Here is a 23057-nt window from a genome sequence, read left to right as displayed (position 1 = left end):
ATAGAGAGAAATGAGCAGTTTTTAATGTGGCAGAGTTAAATGACCGAGTAGGCCGGGTAAGCGCAGCGCCACCCGGCATTTTTTCAGGCGCGATCGACCGTAAAGGCAATCACATCGCCCAGCTGCTCGGCGCCCAGCGCCAGCATGACCAGACGATCCACGCCCAGCGCCACGCCGGAACAGTCCGGCAGACCGGCCTTTAACGCTTCCAGCAGGTTGTTATCAATTGGCTGCTGCGGCAGACCGCGCGCGTTGCGCTTGCGGTTATCCTGCTCGAAACGCTGCTGCTGTTCGCGCGCGTCGGTCAGCTCGTGGAAACCGTTCGCCAGCTCGATGCCTTTGAAATACACCTCAAAACGCTCCGCCACGCGGTGATCTTCGGTGCTGATCTGCGCCAGTGAGGCCTGGCTGGCCGGGAAGTGATAGACAAACGTCGGACGATCTTTGCCAATCTGCGGTTCAACACCAAAGGTGAACAGCAGTTGCAGCAGCGTGTCGCGATCCTCTTCGCTATCCGCCACGTTGCTCAGATCCAGTTTTGCCGCCACTTCACGCAGCTGTGTTTTATCAGCCGACAGCGGATCGATTTCCAGATGGCGCTGGAAGGCCTGCTGATAGGAGAGCGTTTCAGCTTCCGCGCAATCCAGCACCTGTTGCAGCAGATCGTCAACTTCGTTCATCAGACGATACATGTCGTAGTGCGGGCGGTACCACTCCAGCATGGTGAATTCCGGATTATGGTGTCGGCCCATCTCTTCATTACGGAAGCTACGGCACAGCTGATAGACCGGACCACACCCGGCCGCCAGCAGACGCTTCATATGGTATTCCGGGCTGGTCATCAGATACAGATTCATGCCCTGAGAGTGGCCTGGGCCAACAAAACGGGTTTCAAACGGGACCAGATGAATATCCGTGACCGTCGCCTGACTCATGCACGGCGTTTCCACCTCCAGGACGCCGCGATCGGCAAAGAAACGGCGGATCTCAGCCATAATTGCTGCGCGCTTTAGCAGGTTTGGAATGGATGCGCTCGGCTGCCAGGTGGCCGTTTCGCTCATGAGTTATTTCTCCGTTTTCAGACAAGGGCACGAAGTCTACTCGTAAGCCGGGGCAGAGACAAATTTTGCACAGTAAAAGTCCTTTTTCATTGCACAGAGAAATACTGTGACGCCATTCATTAATCACGATGATAAATCACCGCACAGAACAGCAAAAAAATCGAACACGTCAAATTTCCCTCACTTCTACGCGGTTATACTGTTTTACCCATAAAGGAGCAGTGGAATCGCTTCCGCAATCGCCCGTTCGGGCAGGTGAACGTCCTTTAGTTCATCCCGTTGCGGGAAAACAAAAATCTGGAGGAATGTCGTGCAAACTTTTCAAGCCGATCTTGCCGTAATAGGCGCTGGCGGGGCTGGATTACGCGCTGCAATTGCTGCGGCACAAGCCAATCCGAACGCTAAAATCGCATTGATTTCAAAAGTCTATCCGATGCGCAGCCACACGGTAGCCGCAGAAGGAGGATCCGCCGCCGTCGCGCAGGATCATGACAGCTTCGAATACCATTTCCACGACACGGTTGCAGGGGGCGACTGGCTTTGCGAACAGGATGTCGTTGATTACTTCGTGCACCATTGCCCAACGGAAATGACCCAGCTGGAACAGTGGGGATGCCCGTGGAGCCGCCGTCCGGACGGGAGCGTCAACGTCCGCCGCTTCGGTGGCATGAAGATCGAACGCACCTGGTTTGCCGCCGATAAGACCGGCTTCCACATGCTGCACACCCTGTTCCAGACCTCCCTCCAGTTCCCACAAATCCAGCGCTTTGACGAACATTTCGTTCTCGACATTCTGGTCGACGACGGTCATGCGCGCGGACTGGTGGCGATGAACATGATGGAAGGCACGCTTGTCCAGATCCGCGCGAATGCGGTGGTGATGGCAACGGGCGGCGCGGGTCGCGTATACCGCTACAACACCAACGGCGGCATCGTCACCGGTGACGGTATGGGCATGGCGCTCAGCCACGGCGTCCCGCTGCGTGATATGGAGTTCGTCCAGTATCACCCAACCGGCCTGCCGGGCTCCGGTATTCTGATGACGGAAGGCTGCCGCGGTGAAGGCGGTATTCTGGTCAACAAAAACGGCTATCGCTATTTGCAGGATTACGGCATGGGTCCGGAAACCCCGCTTGGCGAGCCGAAAAACAAATACATGGAACTCGGCCCACGCGACAAAGTCTCTCAGGCTTTCTGGCACGAGTGGCGCAAAGGCAACACCATCTCAACGCCGCGCGGCGACGTGGTGCATCTCGACCTGCGTCATCTCGGCGAGAAGAAACTGCTGGAGCGTCTGCCGTTTATCTGCGAGCTGGCGAAAGCGTATGTGGGCGTCGACCCGGTGAAAGAGCCGATCCCGGTGCGTCCAACCGCGCACTACACCATGGGTGGTATCGAAACCGACCAGCAGTGCGAAACCCGCATCAAAGGGCTGTTTGCGGTGGGCGAGTGTTCCTCCGTCGGTCTGCACGGCGCAAACCGTCTGGGCTCGAACTCGCTGGCTGAGCTGGTGGTCTTTGGTCGCATGGCGGGCGAACGTGCGATGGAGCGTGCCGCAACGGCAGGTGAAGCTAACAGCGCGGCGCTGGATGCGCAGGTTGCAGACGTCGAAAAACGCCTGAAAGACCTGGTGAACCAGGAAGGTAATGAAAACTGGTCGAAGATCCGCGACGAAATGGGGCTGTCGATGGAAGAAGGCTGCGGGATCTACCGTACGCCAGAGCTGATGCAGAAAACCGTCGACAAGCTGGCGGAACTCCAGGAACGCTTCAAACGCGTGCGCATCACCGACACTTCCAGCGTCTTCAATACCGATCTGCTTTATACCATTGAACTGGGCCATGGCCTGAACGTCGCAGAGTGTATGGCCCATTCCGCCCTGGCGCGTAAAGAGTCCCGCGGCGCGCACCAGCGTCTGGATGAGGGCTGCACCGAACGTGACGACGTCAATTTCCTTAAACACACTCTCGCCTGGCGCGATGCGGATGGCACTACGCGACTGGACTACAGCGACGTGAAAATCACCACGCTGCCACCGGCGAAACGCGTGTACGGTGCAGAAGCAGAAGCCGCCGATAAGAAGGAGAAGGCGAATGGCTGAGATGCAAAAACTGAAAATTGAAGTGGTGCGCTACAATCCGGAAGTGGACGCCGCGCCGCACAGCGCTTTCTATGAAGTCCCTTACGACGAGCAAACCTCCCTGCTGGATGCGCTCGGCTATATCAAAGATAACCTGGCCCCAGACCTGAGCTACCGCTGGTCCTGCCGCATGGCAATTTGCGGCTCCTGCGGCATGATGGTCAACAAGGTGCCAAAGCTGGCGTGTAAAACCTTCCTGCGTGATTACACCAAAGGTATCAAGGTTGAAGCGCTGGGCAACTTCCCGATTGAGCGCGATCTGGTGGTCGACATGACCCACTTTATCGAAAGCCTCGAAGCGATTAAGCCGTACATCATCGGCAACCCGCGCACGCCGGATCAGGGGCCAAACACCCAGACGCCCGCGCAGATGGCGAAATACCATCAGTTCTCCGGCTGCATCAACTGCGGCCTGTGCTATGCCGCCTGTCCGCAGTTTGGCCTGAACCCTGAGTTCATCGGCCCGGCCGCCATTACCCTGGCGCACCGCTATAACGAAGACAGCCGGGACCACGGTAAAAAAGAACGTATGGCGCAGCTTAACAGCCAGAACGGCGTCTGGAGCTGCACATTCGTGGGCTACTGCTCCGAAGTGTGTCCGAAGCACGTCGACCCGGCCGCCGCTATTCAGCAGGGGAAAGTGGAAAGCTCGAAAGACTTTCTTATCGCTACCCTGAAACCACGCTAAGGAGTGCATGATGACGACTAAACGCAAAGCCTACGTGCGACCAATGCCGTCCACCTGGTGGAAAAAACTGCCGTTTTATCGCTTCTATATGCTGCGTGAAGGCACGGCTGTTCCCGCGGTCTGGTTCAGCCTCGAACTGCTGTACGGGGTTTATGCCCTCAAGCACGGCCCGGAAGCCTGGGCCAGTTTTGTGGGCTTCCTGCAAAACCCAATCATCGTTGTGCTGAACCTGATTGTGCTCGCCGCCGCGCTGCTTCATACCAAAACCTGGTTTGAACTGGCGCCAAAAGCAGCGAACATCATTGTAAAAGGCGAAAAAATGGGGCCAGAGCCGGTCATTAAAGGGCTCTGGGCAGTGACGGCAGTTGTCTCTGTGGTCATTCTGTTTGTCGCACTGTTCTGGTAAGGAGACTACTGTGATCAATCCAAATCCAAAACGTTCAGACGAGCCGGTCTTCTGGGGGCTGTTTGGCGCAGGCGGCATGTGGAGCGCCATTATTGCCCCGGTCATTATCCTGCTGGTCGGGATAATGCTGCCGCTGGGGCTGTTCCCGGGCGATGCGCTGAGCTATGAGCGCGTACTGGCCTTTGCGAGCAGCTTTATTGGCCGCGTGTTCATCTTCCTGATGATCGTCCTGCCGCTGTGGTGTGGTCTGCACCGTATCCACCATGCGATGCACGATCTGAAAATCCATGTGCCAAGCGGTAAATGGGTCTTCTACGGTCTGGCGACCATTCTGACGGTCGTCACGTTGATTGCCGTGGTCACCATCTGACTGAACAGGCCCGCCATCCGGCGGGCTTTTTACTTTTTCATCTTCTCCACCAGCCACCGGGAAAATTCGCGCATGGCTGGCGTTTCTGCCCGGGACTGCAATCGGGTCAGCCAGTAGCTGCCAAGCTCAATCTGCGTCGCAAAGGGCTGCACAATGCGCTCGCTGGCTAACAGATGGGTAAACATATCGACAGGCGCAATAGCAATACCCACCCCTGCCTGAGCGGCCTCCAGCATGGTCACGGACGAATCAAATACCATCACGCGGTGCGTTGGCGAAGGGGGATGCTCGCCGGCCGCCTGCATCCACGCGGTCCACTCGTCGCGTCGGTAGGAGCGCAGCAGCGTAAACCTGAGGATGTCGGCCGGACTGTGCAGACTGGCGGCAATATCAGGCGTACACAGCGGCGCGAGCGGCGCATGACAAAGAAATTCAGCCTCGGTACCGTGCCACGCCCCGCCACCGTAGCGGATCGTATAGTCAAGCCCTTCGGCAGCCGAATCAACGCGGTTGTTATGGGTGGAAAGCTGAAGATCGATATGCGGATAGCCACGGCGAAAATCCTCCAGCTGCGAGAATAAGACCCCGGTGGCAAACGTACCCACCACGCCGATTTTCAGCTTCTCCTGCGCACGATGGTTAGCGAAGCGATCCAGCATTCCGGCTATACGATCGAACGAATCATTCAGCACCGGCAGTAAATTTTCGCCCTCGGTAGTCAACATCAGCCCGCGCGACACGCGAATGAACAGCTGACAGTTCAGGTGCTGCTCCAGCGTTTTCACATGCTGGCTAATAGCCGAATGCGTCACGTTCAGTTCAATGGCCGCATGCGTAAAACTGAGATGTCTTGCGGCAGCCTCAAAAGCCCGAAGCGAATTGAGGGGTAGATAGCTTCGCGTCATGGTCGCTTCCGTTAGAAAAATTAACAGCTAATGCTAAATTTAACCGTTTGTCAGGCACAGTCAAATCCAACAGACTACGCCTGTCTGACGGGCCCGGACATCCCCTTGACTCGCTATTACGGAAGATTACTGATGATGAAAAAATCCCTTTGCTGCGCCCTGCTGCTCGGCATCTCTTGCTCTGCTCTCGCCACGCCAGTGTCAGAAAAACAGCTGGCGGAGGTGGTAGCGAATACGGTTACCCCGCTGATGAAAGCCCAGTCTGTTCCAGGCATGGCGGTGGCCGTTATTTATCAGGGAAAACCGCACTATTACACGTTTGGCAAGGCCGATATCGCGGCGAATAAACCCGTTACGCCTCAGACCCTGTTCGAGCTGGGTTCTATAAGTAAAACCTTCACCGGCGTGTTAGGTGGGGATGCCATTGCTCGCGGTGAAATTTCGCTGGACGATCCGGTGACCAGATACTGGCCACAGCTGACGGGCAAGCAGTGGCAGGGTATTCGTATGCTGGATCTCGCCACCTACACCGCTGGCGGCCTGCCGCTACAGGTACCGGATGAGGTCACGGATAACGCCTCCCTGCTGCGCTTTTATCAAAACTGGCAGCCGCAGTGGAAGCCTGGCACAACGCGTCTTTACGCCAACGCCAGCATCGGTCTTTTTGGTGCGCTGGCGGTCAAACCTTCTGGCATGCCCTATGAGCAGGCCATGACGACGCGGGTCCTTAAGCCGCTCAAGCTGGACCATACCTGGATTAACGTGCCGAAAGCGGAAGAGGCGCATTACGCCTGGGGCTATCGTGACGGTAAAGCGGTGCGCGTTTCGCCGGGTATGCTGGATGCACAAGCCTATGGCGTGAAAACCAACGTGCAGGATATGGCGAACTGGGTCATGGCAAACATGGCACCGGAGAACGTTGCTGATGCCTCACTTAAACAGGGCATCGCGCTGGCGCAGTCGCGCTACTGGCGTATCGGGTCAATGTATCAGGGTCTGGGCTGGGAGATGCTCAACTGGCCCGTGGAGGCCAACACGGTGGTCGAGGGCAGCGACAGTAAGGTAGCGCTGGCGCCGTTGCCCGTGGCAGAAGTGAATCCACCGGCTCCCCCGGTCAAAGCGTCCTGGGTCCATAAAACGGGCTCTACTGGCGGGTTTGGCAGCTACGTGGCCTTTATTCCTGAAAAGCAGATCGGTATTGTGATGCTCGCGAATACAAGCTATCCGAACCCGGCACGCGTTGAGGCGGCATACCATATCCTCGAGGCGCTACAGTAAAACATTGCCGGGTGGCGCTGCGCTTACCCGGCCTACACAATACGTGAACTTTGTAGGCCGGGTAAGGCGAAGCCGCCACCCGGCAAAACACCCTGCACAATCTCCCGCATTTTCCTTGCTGTCATCTACACTTAACAAAAAACAGTAAGGAAACTCCTATGCGCATTCTGCCTGTTATTGCCGCAGTAACAGCCGCGTTTTTAGTGGTTGCTTGCAGTTCCCCTACTCCTCCGCCTGGCGTCACGGTAGTCAGTAATTTCGACGCACAGCGCTTCCTCGGCACCTGGTATGAAATCGCCCGAATGGACCATCAGTTCGAACGGGGCTTAGAAAAAGTCACGGTCAGCTACAGCGCGATGGATGACGGCGGGATCCGGGTCATTAACCGCGGCTATAACCCGGATCGCCAGATGTGGCAGCAGTCAGTTGGTCAGGCCTATTTCACCGGCGCGTCTAACCGCGCGGCCATGAAAGTCTCTTTCATCGGCCCATTCTACGGCGGGTATAACGTCATTGCGCTGGACAGAGAGTACCGCCATGCGCTGGTGTGTGGGCCGGATCGCAACTATCTGTGGCTCCTCTCCCGCACGCCAACGATCTCGACGGAAATGAAACAGCAGATGCTGGACATAGCGACCCGGCAAGGGTTTGACGTGACGAAATTAATCTGGGTAAAACAGCTGCATTAGTGCGTACTGAGTTTTAACCCGATGATACCCGCGACGATTAACGCGAGGCTGGCGATGCGCGCCAGACTCGCAGACTCCCCCAGCAGCAGAATGCCGGTAATGGCAGCCCCTACCGCGCCAATTCCAGTCCAGACAGCGTAAGCCGTTCCGACTGGCAAGGTTCGCATCGCCCATGACAGCATGACGATACTGACAATCATTGCGGCGATAGTGATGACGCTGGGCGTCAGGCGGGTAAAACCGTGGGTATATTTCAGGCCAATTGCCCATACCACTTCGAGCAAACCGGCAATAACAAGAACGATCCAGGACATATCAGGCTCCTTAACTTAACGACAAGTTGGGGCCGTCCCCGATGAATGAAGCGCTTACGGGTCGTCCCGCAAGGCTGAGGTTGCGCCTTATATTTTGGTTAGCATGGAATTTTTTTTCAAACTTTTTCTGCTGAACACGTTAAGGCAAGAAATAGCCTCAGTAAGGCACGGAGTTCAGGCATTTATGACTCATCCGACTTCTCTATGATGATAGGCTTTCTGATGGCAGGAAGCCAAACCACTAGCCGACTGCGAAAATTATATGTTCAAAATTCTTTTGATTGACCGTTGTCACTTCACCCGCACGGGATTTGAAGCCTGGCTCAATCATTCAGACCTGTTTTCGGGTCATTTCGTCGTAACCGGGGTAAATAATCTTTTCCTCGCCAGAGAGCATATCCTGCAATGGAAACCTGCGCTGGTCATCGCTGATTTATCGGGCTTCCGGCAGGATTTACACCATTTTCAGCAGCTATCTTCCCTGCTTATTGCCAGCGAAACATTGCCTTTTATTATGCTGCAATCGGGGCAGGAGCAGGAGATGACAGATTATCTGGCGCAGTTCCCGATATGGTCTTCACTTTCCAAAAATACCGATCTGGAAAAACTGGCGGCGGTGATAAACGACGCGCTAACGACATGCGCAAGCGCGGAGCTTCCGGAAATGGCGGCACCGTTACTGACGCGTCAGGAAGAGAGAGTACTGACCCTGTGGATGGATGGTGCGAGCAACCAGAAAATTGCCAGCAATCTGCGCATTAACGGAAAAACGGTGTATACGTACAAACGCAATATCCGCATGAAGCTTCATATGGATACGCGTTACTCCCCGTTTTTATCGCTACAGGAAGTGGAGAATTGACGGTACGGTGAAGTTAGCTGCCGTACCGTCGCTTTCATTAGTTCTGAGCTTTAGTTGCTGCGCCAGAAATCGCGTTACCACCGTCGGAGATATCTTCCCCTACGCCACGGGTGGTGTTACATGCAGTCAGTACCGAAGAAAGCACCAGAACAGAAAAGATCGCTGCAATTGTTTTCTTAACCATAATATCTTCCTTTTATAGCCAAAGTTATTTTGTGTATAGCAACTTAAGAATAGACAAGATCTTGTCGTTTGACGGAAAAGGAAGAATTTTTAGGAAAATTAAACGGAATTAGCTGGCCGCATGGGAAATGATATGGCCGAGATCCTGAATATCTTCGCCCACGCCACGCGCGGTGTTGCAACCGGAGAGAATTGCGCTGGAGAACGCTAACAGAAGCAGAATTTTAACGGTACGTTTCATCTTCCCTGCCTGCAAAATCAGGCGCAGCGGGCGCTGCGCCTTTAATCATGACGTAAATTACTTCACGCGGGATACGTATTCGCCGGAGCGGGTATCCACTTTGATCACTTCACCGATCTGTACGAACAGTGGCACTTTAACCACCGCGCCGGTAGACAGGGTGGCAGGCTTGCCGCCAGTACCTGCGGTATCACCTTTCAGACCTGGATCGGTTTCAACGATTTCCAGCTCAACGAAGTTCGGAGGCGTAACCGCGATAGGCTGACCGTTCCACAGGGTAACGATGCACTCAGCCTGATCCAGCAGCCACTTGGCGTTGTCGCCAATCGCTTTCGCGTCCGCAGACAGCTGCTCGAAGGTTTCGTTGTTCATGAAGTGCCAGAACTCACCGTCGTTGTACAGGTAAGTCAGGTTCATATCGACAACATCAGCGCCTTCAGCGGAGTCAGTAGATTTGAAGGTTTTCTCAACACGGGTACCGGTCAGCAGGCGGCGCAGCTTAACGCGTGCGAATGCCTGGCCTTTACCTGGTTTAACGAATTCGCTGGCTTCAACCGCGTACGGTTCGCCGTCCATCATGATTTTAAGACCAGCACGAAAATCGTTGCTATAGTACGTTGCCATAAGGCCCTCTAAATTTGTTAACTGGTAGCTAAGCCACAAAATGGCGCATATTGTAACCCTAAACACCCCGTCCAGAGAAGATTGGTTATCGCAACTTGCCGATGTAATCACCAGTCCTGATGAATTGCTGCGTCTTTTAGACCTCGAACAGCACGAAGCGTTGCGTGCAGGTCGTGAGGCGAAGCGCCTTTTCGCCCTGCGCGTTCCCCGCGCGTTTGTTGCCCGAATGGAAAAGGGTAACCCTGGTGATCCATTATTAAAACAGACGCTTACCTCTCAGGATGAGTTTATTACCGCCCCCGGATACAGCACCGATCCGCTGGAAGAGCAAAACAGTGTCGTACCGGGTTTGCTGCATAAATACCGTAATCGCGCCCTGCTGCTGGTTAAGGGCGGTTGCGCGGTAAATTGCCGCTATTGCTTCCGTCGCCACTTCCCGTACGCCGAAAATCAGGGCAATAAACGCAACTGGCAGGTGGCACTGGACTACATCGCGGCGCACCCGGAGCTGGATGAAATCATCTTTTCCGGCGGCGACCCGCTGATGGCAAAAGATCATGAGCTGGACTGGCTGCTGACTCAGCTTGAGACCATCCCGCACATTAAGCGTCTGCGCATTCACAGCCGTTTACCGATCGTCATCCCGGCGCGTATCACCGACGCCCTGGTCACGCGCCTGGAGCAGTCCCGTTTGCAGGTGCTGCTGGTGAACCATATCAACCACGCAAATGAAATTGACGCGGACTTTCGTGCGGCGATGGCGCGTATGCGAAAGGCAGGCGTGACGCTGCTCAACCAGAGCGTATTACTGCGCGGCGTGAACGACAGCGCCCGCGTGCTGGCCGATCTCAGCAATGCCTTATTTGATGCGGGCGTAATGCCCTATTACCTGCATGTTCTGGATCGCGTCCAGGGCGCGGCGCACTTCATGGTGACAGATGAAGAGGCCCGGAAGATTATGCGCGAGCTGTTAACGCTGGTTTCGGGTTATATGGTGCCGAAGCTGGCACGTGAGATTGGCGGAGAGCCGAGTAAGACGCCGCTGGATTTGCAGCTGCGGCAGCAGTAAAAAGGCAGGTAGCGCTACGCTTACCTGCCCTGGAGATAAAGCGGCAGCGCCATCAAAAAGTTATATCAGTTCGGGCACTTATAGACCTGGCCGTTCATCTGGCTGGCGGTTGGCACAAAGCTGGACAGCATCCCCTGCGTCGGGCTGCTCACCCCGTAAATCACATTGCCGCCCATTGCCGCAGCCTGATTACGCAGGGCATTGGCCGCACCGCGCATAGAGCCGCCCTCTTCGCCGTGCTGCCCCGACATCCAGTTGCTTTGCTCGCCAGTGGCGGTGCCTAACAGCTGGCATTCGCTGCCCGGCTTATCTTCCACAAAGCGAACGCTCTGGCCCGCTGCCGTCAGCTCATTGCTGGTGCTACAACCCGCCAGCAGCAATGCTGCACCTACAATCCCTGCACAGACTTTTATGCGCATGTTATTCCTCGTTTTCAATAAGCTGGACAGTAGTTGTCCGCGTGTAAACCTTATACTAAAAAGATGACCAAAAGAAAAATGCTGAGCATTTCTGCGAGCCAGATTCCGCTCGCACTCCTCCGACATCTTAAATGAATTCTGATAATAACCTTTGGGATATCGTGTTTTAGCCCCCGATCGTTTTTAGTGATGCGACGTACAACTTTTGTACGCGACTCAAAAAAGGGGGTTTCATGAGTGCATCATCCTCAGGAGAGGAAAAAGTAACCTGGGTGGGCTATCTGGCGTTCGTGCTCACCATCGTATTTTTCTCAGGTTTTTTCGCCAAAAGTACCGAATGGTGGCGCGTGCTGGATTTTACCGTGCTGAACGGCAGCTTTGGACCGGTGAACGGCGCGCTAACGTTTCGCGGTGAGGGCGGCACAGGAGCGAAAGATGGGTTTTTGTTTGCCCTTGAACTGGCGCCCTCGGTCATTTTATCGCTCGGGATCATTGCCGTTACCGAGGGGCTGGGCGGGCTGCGCGCCGCACAACAGCTCATGACGCCCATTCTGCGCCCGCTGCTCGGCGTGCCGGGCATCTGCTCTCTGGCGCTTATCGCCAACCTGCAAAATACCGATGCAGCCGCAGGGATGACCAAAGAGTTGACTGACGAAGGGGCGATTACTGACCATGAACGCGCCATTTTCGCCACCTTCCAGACCAGCGGTAGCGCCATTATTACCAACTATTTTTCTTCTGGTGCCGCACTCTTTACCTTTATTACCGTCCCGGTGATCACGCCGCTTGCCGTCATTCTGGTGTTCAAATTTGTTGGCGCGAACTTCCTGCGACTGTGGATCGCCCACATGGAAGTTCGCCGCGTTCAGGAGGAAAGATGATCGCCCAGCCGCGTAAAAATATCATGGACCTGTTTATCGATGGCGCCCGCCGCGGCTTTACCATCGCCACCACCAGCCTGCTGCCGAACGTGGTCATGGCGTTTGTCATCATTCAGGCGCTCAAGGTAACCGGCCTGCTGGATATTGTCGGCAGGGTATGCGAGCCCATCATGGCCCTGTGGGGGCTTCCGGGTGCGGCGGCAACGGTTCTTCTGGCCTCGGTAATGAGCATGGGCGGCGGTGTGGGGGTCTGCGCCAGTCTGGTCGCTGCCGGCACGCTCAACGGTCACGATGCCACCATCCTGCTGCCCGCCATCTATCTGATGGGTAATCCGGTGCAAAACACGGGCCGTTGCCTTGGCACCGCAGGCGTCAACCCGAAGTATTATCCGCACATCATCACTATCTGCGTCATTAACGCCCTGCTCTCAATGTGGGTGATGCAGCTACTCTTCTGAGGAGATAAAAATGGATTTTTCAGTGCTGGAACCGCACCTTTTCCGCAATGCGCAGCTTTACGCTCCCGAGGATCTTGGGCATTGCGATCTGCTAATTGCCGGAGGAAAAATCGTCGCAGTCGAAAAAGCGGGCCACGCCACAACGAGGCCAGACTGTCCTGAAAGCGATCTCGCCGGAGCGGTGGTTTGTCCGGGGTTTATCGATCAGCATGTACACCTGATTGGCGGCGGCGGTGAAGCCGGTCCCCACACCCGGACGCCAGAGGTGCGATTGTCTGCGCTGGTGGCGGCTGGCATCACCTCCGTTGTTGGCCTGCTGGGCACCGACGGCGTGACCCGCCATCCCGAGTCGCTGCTGGCGAAAACGCGGGCGCTTGAGCATGAAGGGATCAGCACGTGGATGCTGACAGGCGCGTATGGCCTGCCTTCTCCGACGATTACCGGCAGTATCGAAAAGGATGTGGCGCTGATTGATAAAATCATTGGCGTGAAATGCGCGATTTCCGACCATCGCTCTTCCGCTCCGGCAGATGACCAGCTCGCGAATATGGCCGCCCAGTCACGCGTCGGCGGGCTGCTGGGCGCCAAAGCGGGGATATCCGTGTTTCACCTCGGCAACAGCCCGAAACGGCTGGAGCCACTGCTTAACATCCTGAATAACGCCGACGTGCCCCGCACGAAGCTGCTGCCAACCCACGTCAACCGCGCCCAGGCACTGTTCCACGCCGCACTGGACTATGCCCGCGAAGGGGGGTACATCGACATCACCACCAGCATCAGTGAGCCCATTGATGCCGCTACCGCCATCGCGACGGCCCGTGACGCGCAGGTGCCGTTTAACCGGCTCACGTTCAGCTCGGATGGCAACGGCAGCCAGCCGAATTTTGACGCAAACGGTAATCTTGTTGGCATTGGCGTGGCGGGTTTTGAGTCCCTGCTTGAGACGCTACAGCAGCTGGTCGGCCGATATCACCTGCCGCTGGAGGAGGCGCTTCTGCCATTTACGCGTAACGTGGCGGAGTTTCTCGGTCTGGAGCATAAAGGGCGGATCGCGCCCGGATGCGATGCCGATTTCCTGGTGCTGACGGATGACCTGAAGATCCGTGAGGTCTGGGCGAAAGGCCGCCAGATGGTGCGTGAAGGCGTGGTGTGCGTGAAAGGCACGTTTGAGTAGAAGACAATAAAAAACCCCGGGCATTGCTGCCCGGGGTTCGTTCTGAGAGGTTCAGAACAGCATGATTACATCATGCCGCCCATGCCACCCATGCCGCCCATACCACCAGCAGCACCTAAGTCAGGCGCGTCGCCTTTAGGCAGGTCGGTCACCATGCACTCGGTCGTGATCATCAGACCAGCTACAGATGCCGCGTATTGCAGTGCAGAACGGGTCACTTTAGTTGGATCCAGGATACCGAAGTCGATCATGTTGCCGTATTCTTCAGTTGCCGCGTTGTAACCGTAGTTACCTTCACCCGCTTTCACGTTGTTCGCAACCACAGACGGCTCTTCACCGGCGTTGGACACGATCTGACGCAGAGGAGCTTCCATCGCGCGCAGCGCAACTTTGATACCCACGTTCTGGTCTTCGTTCTGAGCAGTCAGGCCAGCCAGTTTAGCGGCTACACGCACCAGCGCGACACCACCACCAGCAACCACGCCTTCTTCTACCGCAGCACGGGTCGCGTGCAGGGCATCGTCAACGCGTGCTTTCTTCTCTTTCATTTCAACTTCGGTAGCCGCACCGACTTTGATTACCGCTACGCCGCCTGCCAGTTTCGCTACGCGCTCCTGGAGTTTTTCACGGTCGTAATCGGAAGTTGCTTCTTCGATCTGCTTACGGATCTGACCAACACGGCCCTGAATAGCAGCTTCTTCACCCACACCGTCGATGATGGTGGTGGTGTCTTTGTTGATCACAACGCGTTTCGCCTGGCCCAGGTCTTCCAGGGTCGCTTTTTCCAGCTCCATACCGATCTCTTCGGAGATCACGGTACCGCCAGTCAGGGTAGCGATATCCTGAAGCATCGCTTTACGACGATCGCCGAAGCCAGGTGCTTTAACCGCTGCCACTTTCACGATGCCACGCATGGTGTTAACCACCAGAGTCGCCAGCGCTTCGCCTTCAACGTCTTCAGCAATGATTACCAGCGGCTTGCCTGCTTTCGCAACGGCTTCCAGCACTGGCAGCATTTCGCGGATGTTGGAGATTTTCTTGTCAGCCAGCAGGATGAACGGGCTTTCCAGCTCAACAGCGCCAGTTTCTGGCTTGTTGATGAAGTATGGAGACAGGTAACCGCGGTCGAACTGCATACCTTCAACCACGTCCAGTTCGTCTTCCAGACCAGTACCGTCTTCAACGGTGATCACGCCTTCTTTACCGACTTTATCCATCGCTTCAGCGATCAGTTTACCTACGGTTTCGTCGGAGTTAGCGGAGATAGTACCAACCTGAGCAATGGCTTTAGAGTCAGAGCACGGTACGGACAGCGCTTTCAGTTCTTCAACAGCAGAGGCGACAGCTTTGTCGATACCACGTTTCAGATCCATTGGGTTCATGCCCGCAGCAACGGCTTTCAGGCCTTCGGTGATGATCGCCTGCGCCAGTACGGTCGCGGTGGTGGTGCCGTCACCGGCAGCGTCGTTCGCTTTAGAGGCAACTTCTTTCACCATCTGTGCGCCCATGTTTTCGAACTTGTCTTCCAGCTCGATTTCACGTGCAACAGAAACACCATCTTTGGTGATGGTTGGCGCGCCGAAGGATTTGTCCAGCACTACGTTACGGCCTTTCGGGCCCAGAGTGACTTTCACTGCGTCTGCCAGTACGTTTACGCCGCGGAGCATTTTTACACGAGCGTCGTTACCGAATTTTACGTCTTTAGCTGCCATGTTCTTATTTCCTCAAATTCGTACAGTTTCGTGCGTTAATTACGCTTCAACAATTGCCAGAATGTCGCTCTCGGACATGATCAACACTTCTTCATTGTCGATCTTCTCGGATTTCACGCCGTAGCCATCGTTGAAAATGACGATGTCACCAACTTTAACGTCCAGTGGCTGCACAGTTCCGTTTTCCAGGATGCGGCCCTTACCGACAGCGATGATTTCGCCACGCGTTGATTTTGCTGCTGCTGAACCGGTCAGAACGATGCCGCCAGCAGACTTGGTTTCAACTTCTTTACGTTTGACGATCACACGATCATGTAACGGACGAATACTCATTGATAGCTCTCCTTTGAGAAAGTCATTATCAGTTATGGATGACGCCGGTCCGCATGCGGTTTTCCGGCTAGTGCCCTGAGAGATGGGGATAGCTTTTTACCCCTTCAAGGGGTAATCGAAAAAAAATTTGCGAAAGTGTTACCATCCACTCTCTTTTGATGGTCGCGGGACGAGGTAAATGAGTGGACTCAGGCAGGAGTTGGGGCTGGCGCAGGGCATTGGCTTACTCTCAACGTCTTTATTAGGCACGGGGGTATTTGCGGTTCCCGCGCTGGCGGCATTGGTTGCCGGCAATAACAGTCTTTGGGCATGGCCGGTGCTGATCGTGCTGGTGTTTCCGGTGGCGATTGTCTTTGCCATACTCGGGCGGCACTTCCCGAGCGCAGGCGGCGTAGCGCATTTTGTCGGCATGGCGTTTGGGCCGCGGATGGAGCGCGTCACCGGCTGGCTATTTTTGTCGGTGATACCCGTTGGCCTTCCGGCAGCCCTGCATATCGCAACCGGCTTCGGACAGGCGCTGTTTGGCTGGCACGATGAACAGCTGCTGCTGGCTGAACTCGGTACGCTGGCGATTGTCTGGTGGGTAGGCTCACGCGGGGCCAGCTCCAGCGCCAATCTGCAAACGCTGGTCGCCGTGTTAATTGTCGCGCTGATCGTCGCCATCTGGTTTGCGGGTGACATTACCGTGGCGGATATTCCTTTCCCCGCGATTAACGACATCGACCACGCACAGCTTTTCGCTGCACTATCCGTCATGTTCTGGTGTTTCGTCGGTCTGGAGGCGTTCGCTCATCTGGCATCCGAGTTTAAACAGCCCGAGCGTGATTTCCCCCGCGCACTGATGATTGGCCTGCTGCTGGCGGGTACCGTGTACTGGGCCTGTACCGTACTGGTGCTGCACTTCAACGCGTTCGGTGAAGAGAAAGCTGCCGCCGCGTCGCTGCCGGGCATCGTGGTGCAGCTGTTTGGCGTTAAGGCCCTGTGGGTAGCCTGCGTGATTGGCTATCTCGCCTGCTTTGCCAGCCTCAACATCTATATTCAGAGCTTCGCCCGGCTGGTGTGGTCTCAGGCACTTTATAAACCGGATAGCCCCCTCTCACGCCTGTCAAAGCGTCAGCTTCCGGTGAATGCGCTGAATACCGTACTGGGCTGCTGCGTGGTGAGTTCCCTGGCCATTTATCTCCTCGACATCAACCTTGACGCGCTGATTGTCTACGCCAACGGTATTTTCATCATGATCTACCTGCTGTGCATGCTGGCGGGCTGTCGGTTGCTGAAAGGACGCTTTAAGGCGCTGGCGGCTGTCGGGTGTGTCCTGTGCCTGATGCTGCTGGCGATGGTGGGATGGAAGAGTGTGTACGCCATCGTCATGCTGGCGGGGCTGTGGGTGTTTTTACCGAAGCGGCAAAAGCCGCAGGCCCGGTGAGCGAGCGCCACCGGGCCACAAACTCACCGATCGTCTTTATGATCTAACCGGTCGCGCTGCTCATCCTTACGCTGATATTCCCCTTCAAAGGTATCCCCCGGGCCGGTGCTGAAACCACCGCCTGGCATACGGCTGAAACGCAGGTGCGGCAGCAGCTTCATGGTCAGATGCTTCTGCACCGGCGGCAACAGCAACAGCAGGCCGAGGAAGTCGGTGAAGAAACCAGGCAGGATCAGCAGCAGGCCAGCAATAATCAGCGACACGCTTTTGATCATCTCGGCTGCCGGGCTTTCGCCTGCGGCCATCTTCTGCTGCATTAACAGGAAATTTTTGAAACCCTGATTGCGCACCAGCGACATGCCGATGACGGAGGTGAAGATCACCAGAATCAGCGTCAGCAGGACGCCCAGCACATGGGCAACCTGGATGAAAATCGAAATCTCAATGTAAACATAAAGAAAGAAAGCAATAAATGGTATCCAGCGCACTGGCATCTCCTGTGTGGCAGGTGCCTTCAGGCCCCTGACTGAATGTGTTCGCGAAGCGCGTAGATAAGAAATGGTGACGGTTAGCCAAAATTCAATCGGTTTGCACGGATATTTTTTCTGGAAATATTAAAGCGGTGACATATTTCACAGATTAATAATTATCATGAAATCGGGTCGATAATAAGTGATCCAGCTTACGGCAATTCGCTATCATCAGCATATGATCTCGAACATCTGGCCGATTGAGGGAATAATCGTCGGTCATAAAATATCCAAAACCACATATATACTGTGTGTTTAGTACAATCCATCGGCAGCTTGAAAAGAAGGTTCACATGTTAAACAACATTCGTATCGAAGAAGATTTGTTGGGTACCAGGGAAGTTCCAGCGGATGCCTACTATGGTGTTCACACTCTGAGAGCGATTGAAAACTTCTACATCAGCAACAGCAAAATCAGCGACATCCCTGAATTTGTGCGTGGTATGGTGATGGTAAAAAAAGCCGCGGCTCTGGCGAACAAAGAGCTGCAAACCATTCCTAAAAGCGCTGCAAATGCGATTATCGCCGCGTGCGATGAGGTGCTGAACAACGGCAAATGCATGGATCAGTTCCCGGTCGACGTCTATCAGGGCGGCGCGGGCACCTCCGTCAACATGAACACCAACGAAGTGCTGGCAAACATCGGCCTGGAGCTGATGGGTCATCAGAAAGGTGAATACCAGTACCTGAACCCGAACGACCACGTTAACAAATGTCAGTCCACCAACGACGCCTACCCAACCGGCTTCCGCATCGCGGTGTATGCCTCTATCGTCAAACTGGTCGACGCGATTAATCAGCTGGGCGATGGCTTCCAGCGTAAAGCCGTTGAGTTCCAGGACATCCTGAAAATGGGCCGTACCCAGTTGCAGGACGCGGTGCCAATGACCCTCGGACAGGAATTCCACGCGTTTAACGTGCTGCTGAATGAAGAGACCAAAAACCTGCTGCGCACGTCCGAACTGCTGCTGGAAGTGAACCTGGGCGCAACCGCCATCGGTACACGCCTGAACACGCCAGATGGCTATCAGCAGCTGGCGGTACAGAAGCTGGCTGAAGTGTCCAACTTGCCGGTTGTGCCTGCGGAAGACCTGATTGAAGCTACCTCAGACTGCGGCGCCTACGTGATGGTGCACAGCGCACTGAAACGTCTGGCGGTGAAACTGTCCAAAATCTGTAACGACCTGCGCCTGCTCTCCTCCGGTCCGCGCGCTGGCCTGAATGAAATCAACCTGCCAGAGTTGCAGGCGGGTTCATCCATCATGCCAGCTAAAGTGAACCCGGTGGTGCCAGAGGTGGTGAACCAGGTTTGCTTCAAGGTTATTGGTAACGATACGACCGTCACCATGGCCTCGGAAGCCGGTCAGCTCCAGCTGAACGTGATGGAGCCGGTGATTGGCCAGGCGATGTTTGAATCTATCCATATTCTGACCAACGCCTGCTACAACCTGCTGGAAAAATGCATCAACGGCATCACCGCGAATAAAGAAGTGTGTGAAGGCTACGTCTATAACTCCATCGGCATCGTCACCTACCTCAACCCGTTCATCGGCCACCACAACGGCGATATCGTCGGGAAGATTTGTGCCGAAACCGGTAAGAGCGTGCGTGAGGTGGTTCTCGAGCGAGGATTGTTGACCGAAGCCGAACTGGACGATATCTTCTCCGCCCAGAACCTGATGCACCCGGCATATAAAGCGAAACGATATACCGATGAAAGCGAACAGTAACCGTTCAGGCTAAGCTTCCGAAAGGCACGTCACTTGTGACGTGCCTTTTTTCTTTATGGGCGTTACCAAAACACAACAATTCAATATCAACTTGTTAATGAGCAAGGCAGGTCTTTATGTTTGGAGCAGAACTCGTCATCGTCCTGTTGGCGATTTATTTGGGCGCACGACTCGGGGGTATCGGCATCGGTTTTGCTGGCGGTCTCGGAGTGCTTGTACTTACCCTGATCTTTCAGATTAAACCCGGCGCAATCCCTTTTGACGTTATCGAAATCATCATGGCGGTTATTGCTGCTATCGCGGCTATGCAGGTCGCAGGCGGTATGGACTACCTGGTGAGCCTGGCGGAGCGAATGCTGCGTCGCCATCCGAAATACATCACCTTCCTTGCCCCACTGGTGACCTGGTTTATGACCATTCTCGCCGGTACCGGCCACACCGCTTTCTCCACGCTGCCGGTAATCACCGAAGTGGCGAAAGAGCAGGGTATTCGCCCGTCTCGCCCTCTTTCTATTGCCGTGGTCGCCTCCCAGATTGCGATTACCGCCTCGCCCATTTCCGCGGCGGTGGTCTTCTTCGCGGGTATCCTTGAGCCGATGGGCGTAAGTTACCTGACGCTGCTGGCAATCTGTATTCCGGTCACGCTGATTGCGGTAATGATCACTGCCGTACTGTGTAACTTCCTTGGCGCCGAGCTGAAAGACGATCCGGTTTACCAGGAGCGTCTGGCAAAAGGTGAAGTGAGCCTGCGCGGTAGCCAGGTCTTCGAGCTGAAGCCGCATGCAAAACGCTCCGTGCTGCTGTTCCTGATTGGTATCGTCGCCGTGATGTTCTACGCCACCGCCATCAGCGATACGGTAGGTCTGATCCAGAACCCGGTTCTGCCGCGTAACGAAGCCATTGTGGTGTTTATGCTGACCATCGCGACGCTGATCAGCATCACCTGTAAAATCGACACCAGCGAAGTGCTGAACGCCAGCACCTTCAAATCCGGTATGAGCGCCTGCGTGTGCGTGCTGGGCGTGGCGTGGCTCGGCGATACCTTTGTGAAAGCGCACATCAGCGATATCCATACCGTTGCAGGCGACCTGCTGCACAACTATCCGTGGCTGCTGGCAGTAGTGCTGTTCTTTGCCGCGACGCTGCTGTACTCCCAGGCTGCGACCACCAAAGCGCTGATGCCTGCGGCACTGATGCTGGGCGTAACGCCGCTGACGGCGATTGCCTCTTTTGCAGCGGTTTCCGCCCTGTTCGTTCTGCCCACCTACCCAACCCTGCTGGCCGCGGTTGAGATGGATGACACCGGCTCAACCCGTATTGGTAAATACGTGTTTAACCACGCGTTCCTGATCCCGGGCGTGGTGGCGATTACGCTCTGCGTGATCCTCGGCTTTATCATCGGCGGCATTGTGCTGTAAACGATTAGCCGTTGTAAAAATAGTTAAAATCGGGCCGCTCTGCGGCCCGTTTCATTAATGACCAACCGCCTTGCGTGATATAGTGAAGACTTTCGTGATGAGGAGGTCGACTTGTGAACACGCCTGATGCTGTTGTTGTACTGTGCACCGCCCCTGATGAAGCTTCTGCCCAGGATCTGGCCGCCAAAGTGTTGGCCGAAAAACTGGCTGCCTGTGTCACACTTCTTCCCGGCGCCACCTCCCTTTATTACTGGGAAGGCAAGCTGGAGCAAGAGTACGAAGTCCAGATGTTGCTCAAAACCAACCTGACAAACCAGCAGGCGCTCCTCGACTGCCTCAAGTCTCATCATCCATACCAAACCCCGGAGCTGCTGGTTCTGCCAGTGGTCCACGGCGATAACGATTATCTCTCATGGCTCAACGCTTCATTACGCTGATCCTGCTGCTGTGCAGCACGTCAGCTTTTGCCGGATTGTTTGACGCACCCGGCCGTTCGAACTTTATTCCTGCCGACCAGGCGTTCGTTTTCGACTTTCAGCAAAACCAGCACGATCTCAGTCTCACCTGGCAGGTGAAAGAGGGTTACTACCTCTATCGCAAGCAGGTCAGCATCACGCCGGCAAAGGCGAACGTCGGCGCATTGCAGATGCCCGCTGGCGAGTGGCACGAGGATGAGTTCTACGGTAAGAGTGAAATTTATCGCCAGCGCTTAAGCGTGCCCGTCACGGTGAATCAGGCGGATAAAGGCGCCACATTAACGGTCACCTATCAGGGCTGCGCCGACGCCGGATTCTGTTACCCACCTGAAACAAAGGTCGTTCCGCTTAGCGAAGTGAAAGCGGCGGCCTCTCTCCCACCAGGGGAGAGGGCCAGGGTGAGGGGTGAAGGCAAAGCCGCTTCAGACCTTCCGTTCTCAGCGCTTTGGGCGTTATTGATTGGTATCGGCATCGCCTTTACGCCCTGCGTGCTGCCCATGTACCCGCTTATCTCTGGCATCGTGCTGGGCGGTAAACAACGCCTTTCCACTACCCGCGCGCTGTTGCTGGCCTTTATCTATGTGCAGGGCATGGCGTTAACCTATACGGCGCTCGGCCTCGTGGTCGCTGCTGCCGGATTGCAGTTCCAGGCCGCCCTTCAGCACCCTTATGTGCTTATCGGTCTGTCAGCGGTGTTTATTCTGCTGGCGCTGTCGATGTTTGGCCTGTTCGCCCTGCAACTGCCCTCTTCCCTGCAAACCCGTCTGACGCTAATGAGCAACCGTCAGCAGGGTGGCTCTGCGGGCGGCGTGTTCGCCATGGGTGCCATCGCCGGGCTGATTTGCTCCCCCTGCACCACTGCGCCGTTGAGCGCCATCCTGTTATATATTGCCCAGAGCGGCAACCTGTGGCTCGGCGGCGGCACGCTGTACCTCTACGCGCTCGGCATGGGCCTGCCGCTGATCCTGATGACGGTGTTTGGCAATCGTCTGCTGCCGAAGAGCGGCCCGTGGATGGAGACGGTGAAAACCGCGTTTGGTTTTGTCATTCTGGCGCTGCCGGTATTTCTGCTGGAGCGCATCATCGGTGATGTGTGGGGTACGCGTCTTTGGGCGATGCTCGGCGTGGCCTTCTTCAGCTGGGCGTTTATCGTGAGTCTGGGGGCGAAGAAACCGTGGATGCGCCTGCTACAGATCCTTCTGCTGGCGGCCGCGCTGGTGAGCGTCCGTCCACTACAGGACTGGGCGTTTGGCACCCCGGCAGGTCAAACGCAGGCTCATCTGAATTTTATACAGATTAAGAACGTGGATGACCTTAACCGCGCCCTGGCGCAGGCGAAAGGCAAACCGGTCATGCTCGATCTCTACGCAGACTGGTGCGTGGCCTGCAAAGAGTTTGAAAAATACACCTTCAGCGATCCGCAGGTACAACACGCGCTGAGCGATACCGTTCTGCTCCAGGCGAACGTTACCGCCAACAGCGCGCAGGATAAGGCTCTGCTGAAGCAACTTAATGTGCTCGGGCTGCCTACCATCCTGTTCTTCAATAAACAGGGGGAAGAACAGCCGACGCAACGTGTAACCGGGTTTATGGACGCGACGGCATTCAACGCGCATTTGCGCAATCGCCAACCGTAAACAACACTTTAGACGGGACAAACCGTTGGGAAT

The 23057-nt window shown here is 55.5% G+C and carries 26 protein-coding genes; 16 read left to right on the top strand and 10 right to left on the bottom strand.

Going from position 1 to position 23057, the window contains the following annotated elements; all coding sequences use genetic code 11:
• Positions 1–83: 83 nt before the first annotated feature.
• Positions 84–1061 carry an elongation factor P--(R)-beta-lysine ligase gene (gene epmA / locus KTH07_RS22915; RefSeq protein WP_032620820.1) on the bottom strand — a complete coding sequence of 326 codons (978 nt, stop codon included), beginning with the start codon at positions 1059–1061 and terminating at the stop codon, positions 84–86.
• 310 nt (positions 1062–1371) lie between these two features.
• Here epmA and frdA point away from each other — a divergent pair, with 310 nt between their 5' ends.
• Genes frdA through frdD form a run of 4 tightly spaced genes read left to right on the top strand, consistent with a single transcriptional unit; the run spans position 1372 to position 4665 of the window.
• On the top strand, positions 1372–3162 hold the full coding sequence (gene frdA, locus KTH07_RS22910) for a fumarate reductase (quinol) flavoprotein subunit (protein ID WP_006810402.1): 1791 nt from the start codon (positions 1372–1374) through the stop codon (positions 3160–3162).
• Entirely contained in the window at positions 3155–3889 is a 735-nt protein-coding gene (gene frdB, locus KTH07_RS22905; RefSeq protein WP_032620819.1) for a fumarate reductase iron-sulfur protein, read from the top strand. The genes frdA and frdB overlap by 8 nt, the downstream gene beginning before the upstream one ends.
• Before the next feature lie 10 nt (positions 3890–3899).
• Positions 3900–4295 carry a fumarate reductase subunit FrdC gene (frdC, locus tag KTH07_RS22900; RefSeq protein ID WP_017383964.1) on the top strand — a complete coding sequence of 132 codons (396 nt, stop codon included), beginning with the start codon at positions 3900–3902 and terminating at the stop codon, positions 4293–4295.
• Between the two features lie 10 nt (positions 4296–4305).
• A complete protein-coding gene (frdD, locus tag KTH07_RS22895) occupies positions 4306–4665 on the top strand; it encodes a fumarate reductase subunit FrdD (RefSeq protein WP_000609653.1) in 360 nt (119 codons plus the stop codon).
• A 29-nt stretch (positions 4666–4694) separates the two neighbouring features.
• On the opposite strand, the gene ampR is transcribed toward frdD, so the two are convergent.
• Positions 4695–5570, bottom strand: coding sequence for a LysR family transcriptional regulator AmpR (ampR, locus tag KTH07_RS22890; RefSeq protein WP_032620817.1), 876 nt, complete (start codon positions 5568–5570; stop codon positions 4695–4697).
• Positions 5571–5702: 132 nt separating this feature from the next.
• Between ampR and KTH07_RS22885 the strand changes: the two genes are divergently transcribed.
• A complete protein-coding gene (locus KTH07_RS22885) occupies positions 5703–6848 on the top strand; it encodes a cephalosporin-hydrolyzing class C beta-lactamase ACT-17 (RefSeq protein WP_017694683.1) in 1146 nt (381 codons plus the stop codon).
• Between the two features lie 158 nt (positions 6849–7006).
• Positions 7007–7537: a lipocalin family protein gene (locus tag KTH07_RS22880; RefSeq protein WP_023295791.1), complete on the top strand. Its 531-nt coding sequence runs from the start codon at positions 7007–7009 to the stop codon at positions 7535–7537.
• Here the strand turns inward: KTH07_RS22880 and sugE are convergent.
• Positions 7534–7851 (bottom strand): quaternary ammonium compound efflux SMR transporter SugE, encoded by a 318-nt coding sequence (sugE, locus tag KTH07_RS22875; protein WP_015572453.1) that lies wholly within the window; start codon positions 7849–7851, stop codon positions 7534–7536. The two genes, KTH07_RS22880 and sugE, sit on opposite strands and share 4 nt — an antisense overlap.
• A 262-nt stretch (positions 7852–8113) precedes the next feature.
• On the opposite strand from sugE, the gene KTH07_RS22870 reads away from it, so the two are divergent.
• Positions 8114–8713, top strand: coding sequence for a LuxR C-terminal-related transcriptional regulator (locus KTH07_RS22870; RefSeq protein WP_015572452.1), 600 nt, complete (start codon positions 8114–8116; stop codon positions 8711–8713).
• 37 nt (positions 8714–8750) lie between these two features.
• On the opposite strand, the gene ecnB is transcribed toward KTH07_RS22870, so the two are convergent.
• From ecnB to efp, 3 genes are all read right to left on the bottom strand, one after another.
• Positions 8751–8897 (bottom strand): lipoprotein toxin entericidin B, encoded by a 147-nt coding sequence (gene ecnB, locus KTH07_RS22865; RefSeq protein ID WP_003855942.1) that lies wholly within the window; start codon positions 8895–8897, stop codon positions 8751–8753.
• A 108-nt stretch (positions 8898–9005) separates the two neighbouring features.
• Positions 9006–9137: an entericidin A/B family lipoprotein gene (locus tag KTH07_RS22860; protein WP_015572451.1), complete on the bottom strand. Its 132-nt coding sequence runs from the start codon at positions 9135–9137 to the stop codon at positions 9006–9008.
• A 57-nt stretch (positions 9138–9194) separates the two neighbouring features.
• Complete coding sequence (gene efp / locus KTH07_RS22855; RefSeq protein WP_003855940.1) at positions 9195–9761, bottom strand: elongation factor P; 567 nt, start codon at positions 9759–9761, stop codon at positions 9195–9197.
• Positions 9762–9801: 40 nt separating this feature from the next.
• On the opposite strand from efp, the gene epmB reads away from it, so the two are divergent.
• Positions 9802–10830, top strand: a complete 1029-nt coding sequence (gene epmB / locus KTH07_RS22850; RefSeq protein WP_015572450.1) for an EF-P beta-lysylation protein EpmB — start codon at positions 9802–9804, stop codon at positions 10828–10830.
• A gap of 65 nt (positions 10831–10895) precedes the next feature.
• On the opposite strand, the gene KTH07_RS22845 is transcribed toward epmB, so the two are convergent.
• Positions 10896–11249 (bottom strand): DUF4156 domain-containing protein, encoded by a 354-nt coding sequence (locus KTH07_RS22845; protein WP_003855938.1) that lies wholly within the window; start codon positions 11247–11249, stop codon positions 10896–10898.
• A 233-nt stretch (positions 11250–11482) separates the two neighbouring features.
• On the opposite strand from KTH07_RS22845, the gene KTH07_RS22840 reads away from it, so the two are divergent.
• Genes KTH07_RS22840 through iadA form a run of 3 tightly spaced genes read left to right on the top strand, consistent with a single transcriptional unit; the run spans position 11483 to position 13762 of the window.
• The gene (locus tag KTH07_RS22840) at positions 11483–12130 is read left to right on the top strand and encodes a nucleoside recognition domain-containing protein (protein WP_015572449.1); all 648 of its coding nucleotides are present in this window, start codon (positions 11483–11485) and stop codon (positions 12128–12130) included.
• Positions 12127–12588: a YjiG family protein gene (locus KTH07_RS22835; protein WP_015572448.1), complete on the top strand. Its 462-nt coding sequence runs from the start codon at positions 12127–12129 to the stop codon at positions 12586–12588. Before KTH07_RS22840 ends, KTH07_RS22835 begins: the two co-directional genes overlap by 4 nt.
• Before the next feature lie 10 nt (positions 12589–12598).
• The gene (iadA, locus tag KTH07_RS22830; protein WP_032620815.1) at positions 12599–13762 is read left to right on the top strand and encodes a beta-aspartyl-peptidase; all 1164 of its coding nucleotides are present in this window, start codon (positions 12599–12601) and stop codon (positions 13760–13762) included.
• A gap of 65 nt (positions 13763–13827) precedes the next feature.
• Here the strand turns inward: iadA and groL are convergent, their stop codons facing one another.
• Both groL and KTH07_RS22820 read right to left on the bottom strand, forming a co-directional pair.
• The gene (gene groL / locus KTH07_RS22825) at positions 13828–15474 is read right to left on the bottom strand and encodes a chaperonin GroEL (RefSeq protein ID WP_015572446.1); all 1647 of its coding nucleotides are present in this window, start codon (positions 15472–15474) and stop codon (positions 13828–13830) included.
• Between the two features lie 39 nt (positions 15475–15513).
• On the bottom strand, positions 15514–15807 hold the full coding sequence (locus tag KTH07_RS22820; RefSeq protein ID WP_003855929.1) for a co-chaperone GroES: 294 nt from the start codon (positions 15805–15807) through the stop codon (positions 15514–15516).
• Between the two features lie 178 nt (positions 15808–15985).
• Here KTH07_RS22820 and yjeH point away from each other — a divergent pair, with 178 nt between their 5' ends.
• A complete protein-coding gene (gene yjeH / locus KTH07_RS22815; protein WP_017383970.1) occupies positions 15986–17233 on the top strand; it encodes an L-methionine/branched-chain amino acid transporter in 1248 nt (415 codons plus the stop codon).
• 23 nt (positions 17234–17256) lie between these two features.
• On the opposite strand, the gene KTH07_RS22810 is transcribed toward yjeH, so the two are convergent.
• Entirely contained in the window at positions 17257–17721 is a 465-nt protein-coding gene (locus KTH07_RS22810) for an FxsA family protein (protein ID WP_003855925.1), read from the bottom strand.
• A 335-nt stretch (positions 17722–18056) separates the two neighbouring features.
• On the opposite strand from KTH07_RS22810, the gene aspA reads away from it, so the two are divergent.
• From aspA to KTH07_RS22790, 4 genes are all read left to right on the top strand, one after another.
• Positions 18057–19493, top strand: coding sequence for an aspartate ammonia-lyase (gene aspA, locus KTH07_RS22805; protein WP_015572444.1), 1437 nt, complete (start codon positions 18057–18059; stop codon positions 19491–19493).
• A 116-nt stretch (positions 19494–19609) separates the two neighbouring features.
• A complete protein-coding gene (locus KTH07_RS22800; RefSeq protein ID WP_063162203.1) occupies positions 19610–20911 on the top strand; it encodes an anaerobic C4-dicarboxylate transporter in 1302 nt (433 codons plus the stop codon).
• A 113-nt stretch (positions 20912–21024) separates the two neighbouring features.
• Positions 21025–21348: a divalent cation tolerance protein CutA gene (gene cutA / locus KTH07_RS22795; RefSeq protein WP_003855908.1), complete on the top strand. Its 324-nt coding sequence runs from the start codon at positions 21025–21027 to the stop codon at positions 21346–21348.
• The gene (locus KTH07_RS22790) at positions 21324–23024 is read left to right on the top strand and encodes a protein-disulfide reductase DsbD (RefSeq protein WP_217310857.1); all 1701 of its coding nucleotides are present in this window, start codon (positions 21324–21326) and stop codon (positions 23022–23024) included. The genes cutA and KTH07_RS22790 overlap by 25 nt, the downstream gene beginning before the upstream one ends.
• The last annotated feature ends 33 nt before the right edge of the window (positions 23025–23057 follow it).

The sequence above is a fragment of the Enterobacter cloacae complex sp. ECL72 genome, assembly GCF_019056635.1.
Classification (GTDB): Bacteria; Pseudomonadota; Gammaproteobacteria; order Enterobacterales; family Enterobacteriaceae; genus Enterobacter; species Enterobacter hormaechei_C.
Note: the sequence above shows the minus strand (reverse complement) of the source record. Positions and strands in the feature narration are given on the sequence as shown.

Coding starts and splice junctions, on each gene's coding strand:
- epmA (WP_032620820.1), bottom strand. CDS start 1,061: ATGAGCGAAACGGCCACCTGGCAGCCGAGCGCATCCATTCCAAACCTG.
- frdB (WP_032620819.1), top strand. CDS start 3,155: ATGGCTGAGATGCAAAAACTGAAAATTGAAGTGGTGCGCTACAATCCG.
- frdC (WP_017383964.1), top strand. CDS start 3,900: ATGACGACTAAACGCAAAGCCTACGTGCGACCAATGCCGTCCACCTGG.
- ampR (WP_032620817.1), bottom strand. CDS start 5,570: ATGACGCGAAGCTATCTACCCCTCAATTCGCTTCGGGCTTTTGAGGCT.
- KTH07_RS22885 (WP_017694683.1), top strand. CDS start 5,703: ATGATGAAAAAATCCCTTTGCTGCGCCCTGCTGCTCGGCATCTCTTGC.
- KTH07_RS22880 (WP_023295791.1), top strand. CDS start 7,007: ATGCGCATTCTGCCTGTTATTGCCGCAGTAACAGCCGCGTTTTTAGTG.
- sugE (WP_015572453.1), bottom strand. CDS start 7,851: ATGTCCTGGATCGTTCTTGTTATTGCCGGTTTGCTCGAAGTGGTATGG.
- KTH07_RS22870 (WP_015572452.1), top strand. CDS start 8,114: ATGTTCAAAATTCTTTTGATTGACCGTTGTCACTTCACCCGCACGGGA.
- ecnB (WP_003855942.1), bottom strand. CDS start 8,897: ATGGTTAAGAAAACAATTGCAGCGATCTTTTCTGTTCTGGTGCTTTCT.
- KTH07_RS22860 (WP_015572451.1), bottom strand. CDS start 9,137: ATGAAACGTACCGTTAAAATTCTGCTTCTGTTAGCGTTCTCCAGCGCA.
- efp (WP_003855940.1), bottom strand. CDS start 9,761: ATGGCAACGTACTATAGCAACGATTTTCGTGCTGGTCTTAAAATCATG.
- epmB (WP_015572450.1), top strand. CDS start 9,802: ATGGCGCATATTGTAACCCTAAACACCCCGTCCAGAGAAGATTGGTTA.
- KTH07_RS22845 (WP_003855938.1), bottom strand. CDS start 11,249: ATGCGCATAAAAGTCTGTGCAGGGATTGTAGGTGCAGCATTGCTGCTG.
- KTH07_RS22840 (WP_015572449.1), top strand. CDS start 11,483: ATGAGTGCATCATCCTCAGGAGAGGAAAAAGTAACCTGGGTGGGCTAT.
- KTH07_RS22835 (WP_015572448.1), top strand. CDS start 12,127: ATGATCGCCCAGCCGCGTAAAAATATCATGGACCTGTTTATCGATGGC.
- iadA (WP_032620815.1), top strand. CDS start 12,599: ATGGATTTTTCAGTGCTGGAACCGCACCTTTTCCGCAATGCGCAGCTT.
- groL (WP_015572446.1), bottom strand. CDS start 15,474: ATGGCAGCTAAAGACGTAAAATTCGGTAACGACGCTCGTGTAAAAATG.
- KTH07_RS22820 (WP_003855929.1), bottom strand. CDS start 15,807: ATGAGTATTCGTCCGTTACATGATCGTGTGATCGTCAAACGTAAAGAA.
- yjeH (WP_017383970.1), top strand. CDS start 15,986: ATGAGTGGACTCAGGCAGGAGTTGGGGCTGGCGCAGGGCATTGGCTTA.
- aspA (WP_015572444.1), top strand. CDS start 18,057: ATGTTAAACAACATTCGTATCGAAGAAGATTTGTTGGGTACCAGGGAA.
- KTH07_RS22800 (WP_063162203.1), top strand. CDS start 19,610: ATGTTTGGAGCAGAACTCGTCATCGTCCTGTTGGCGATTTATTTGGGC.
- KTH07_RS22790 (WP_217310857.1), top strand. CDS start 21,324: ATGGCTCAACGCTTCATTACGCTGATCCTGCTGCTGTGCAGCACGTCA.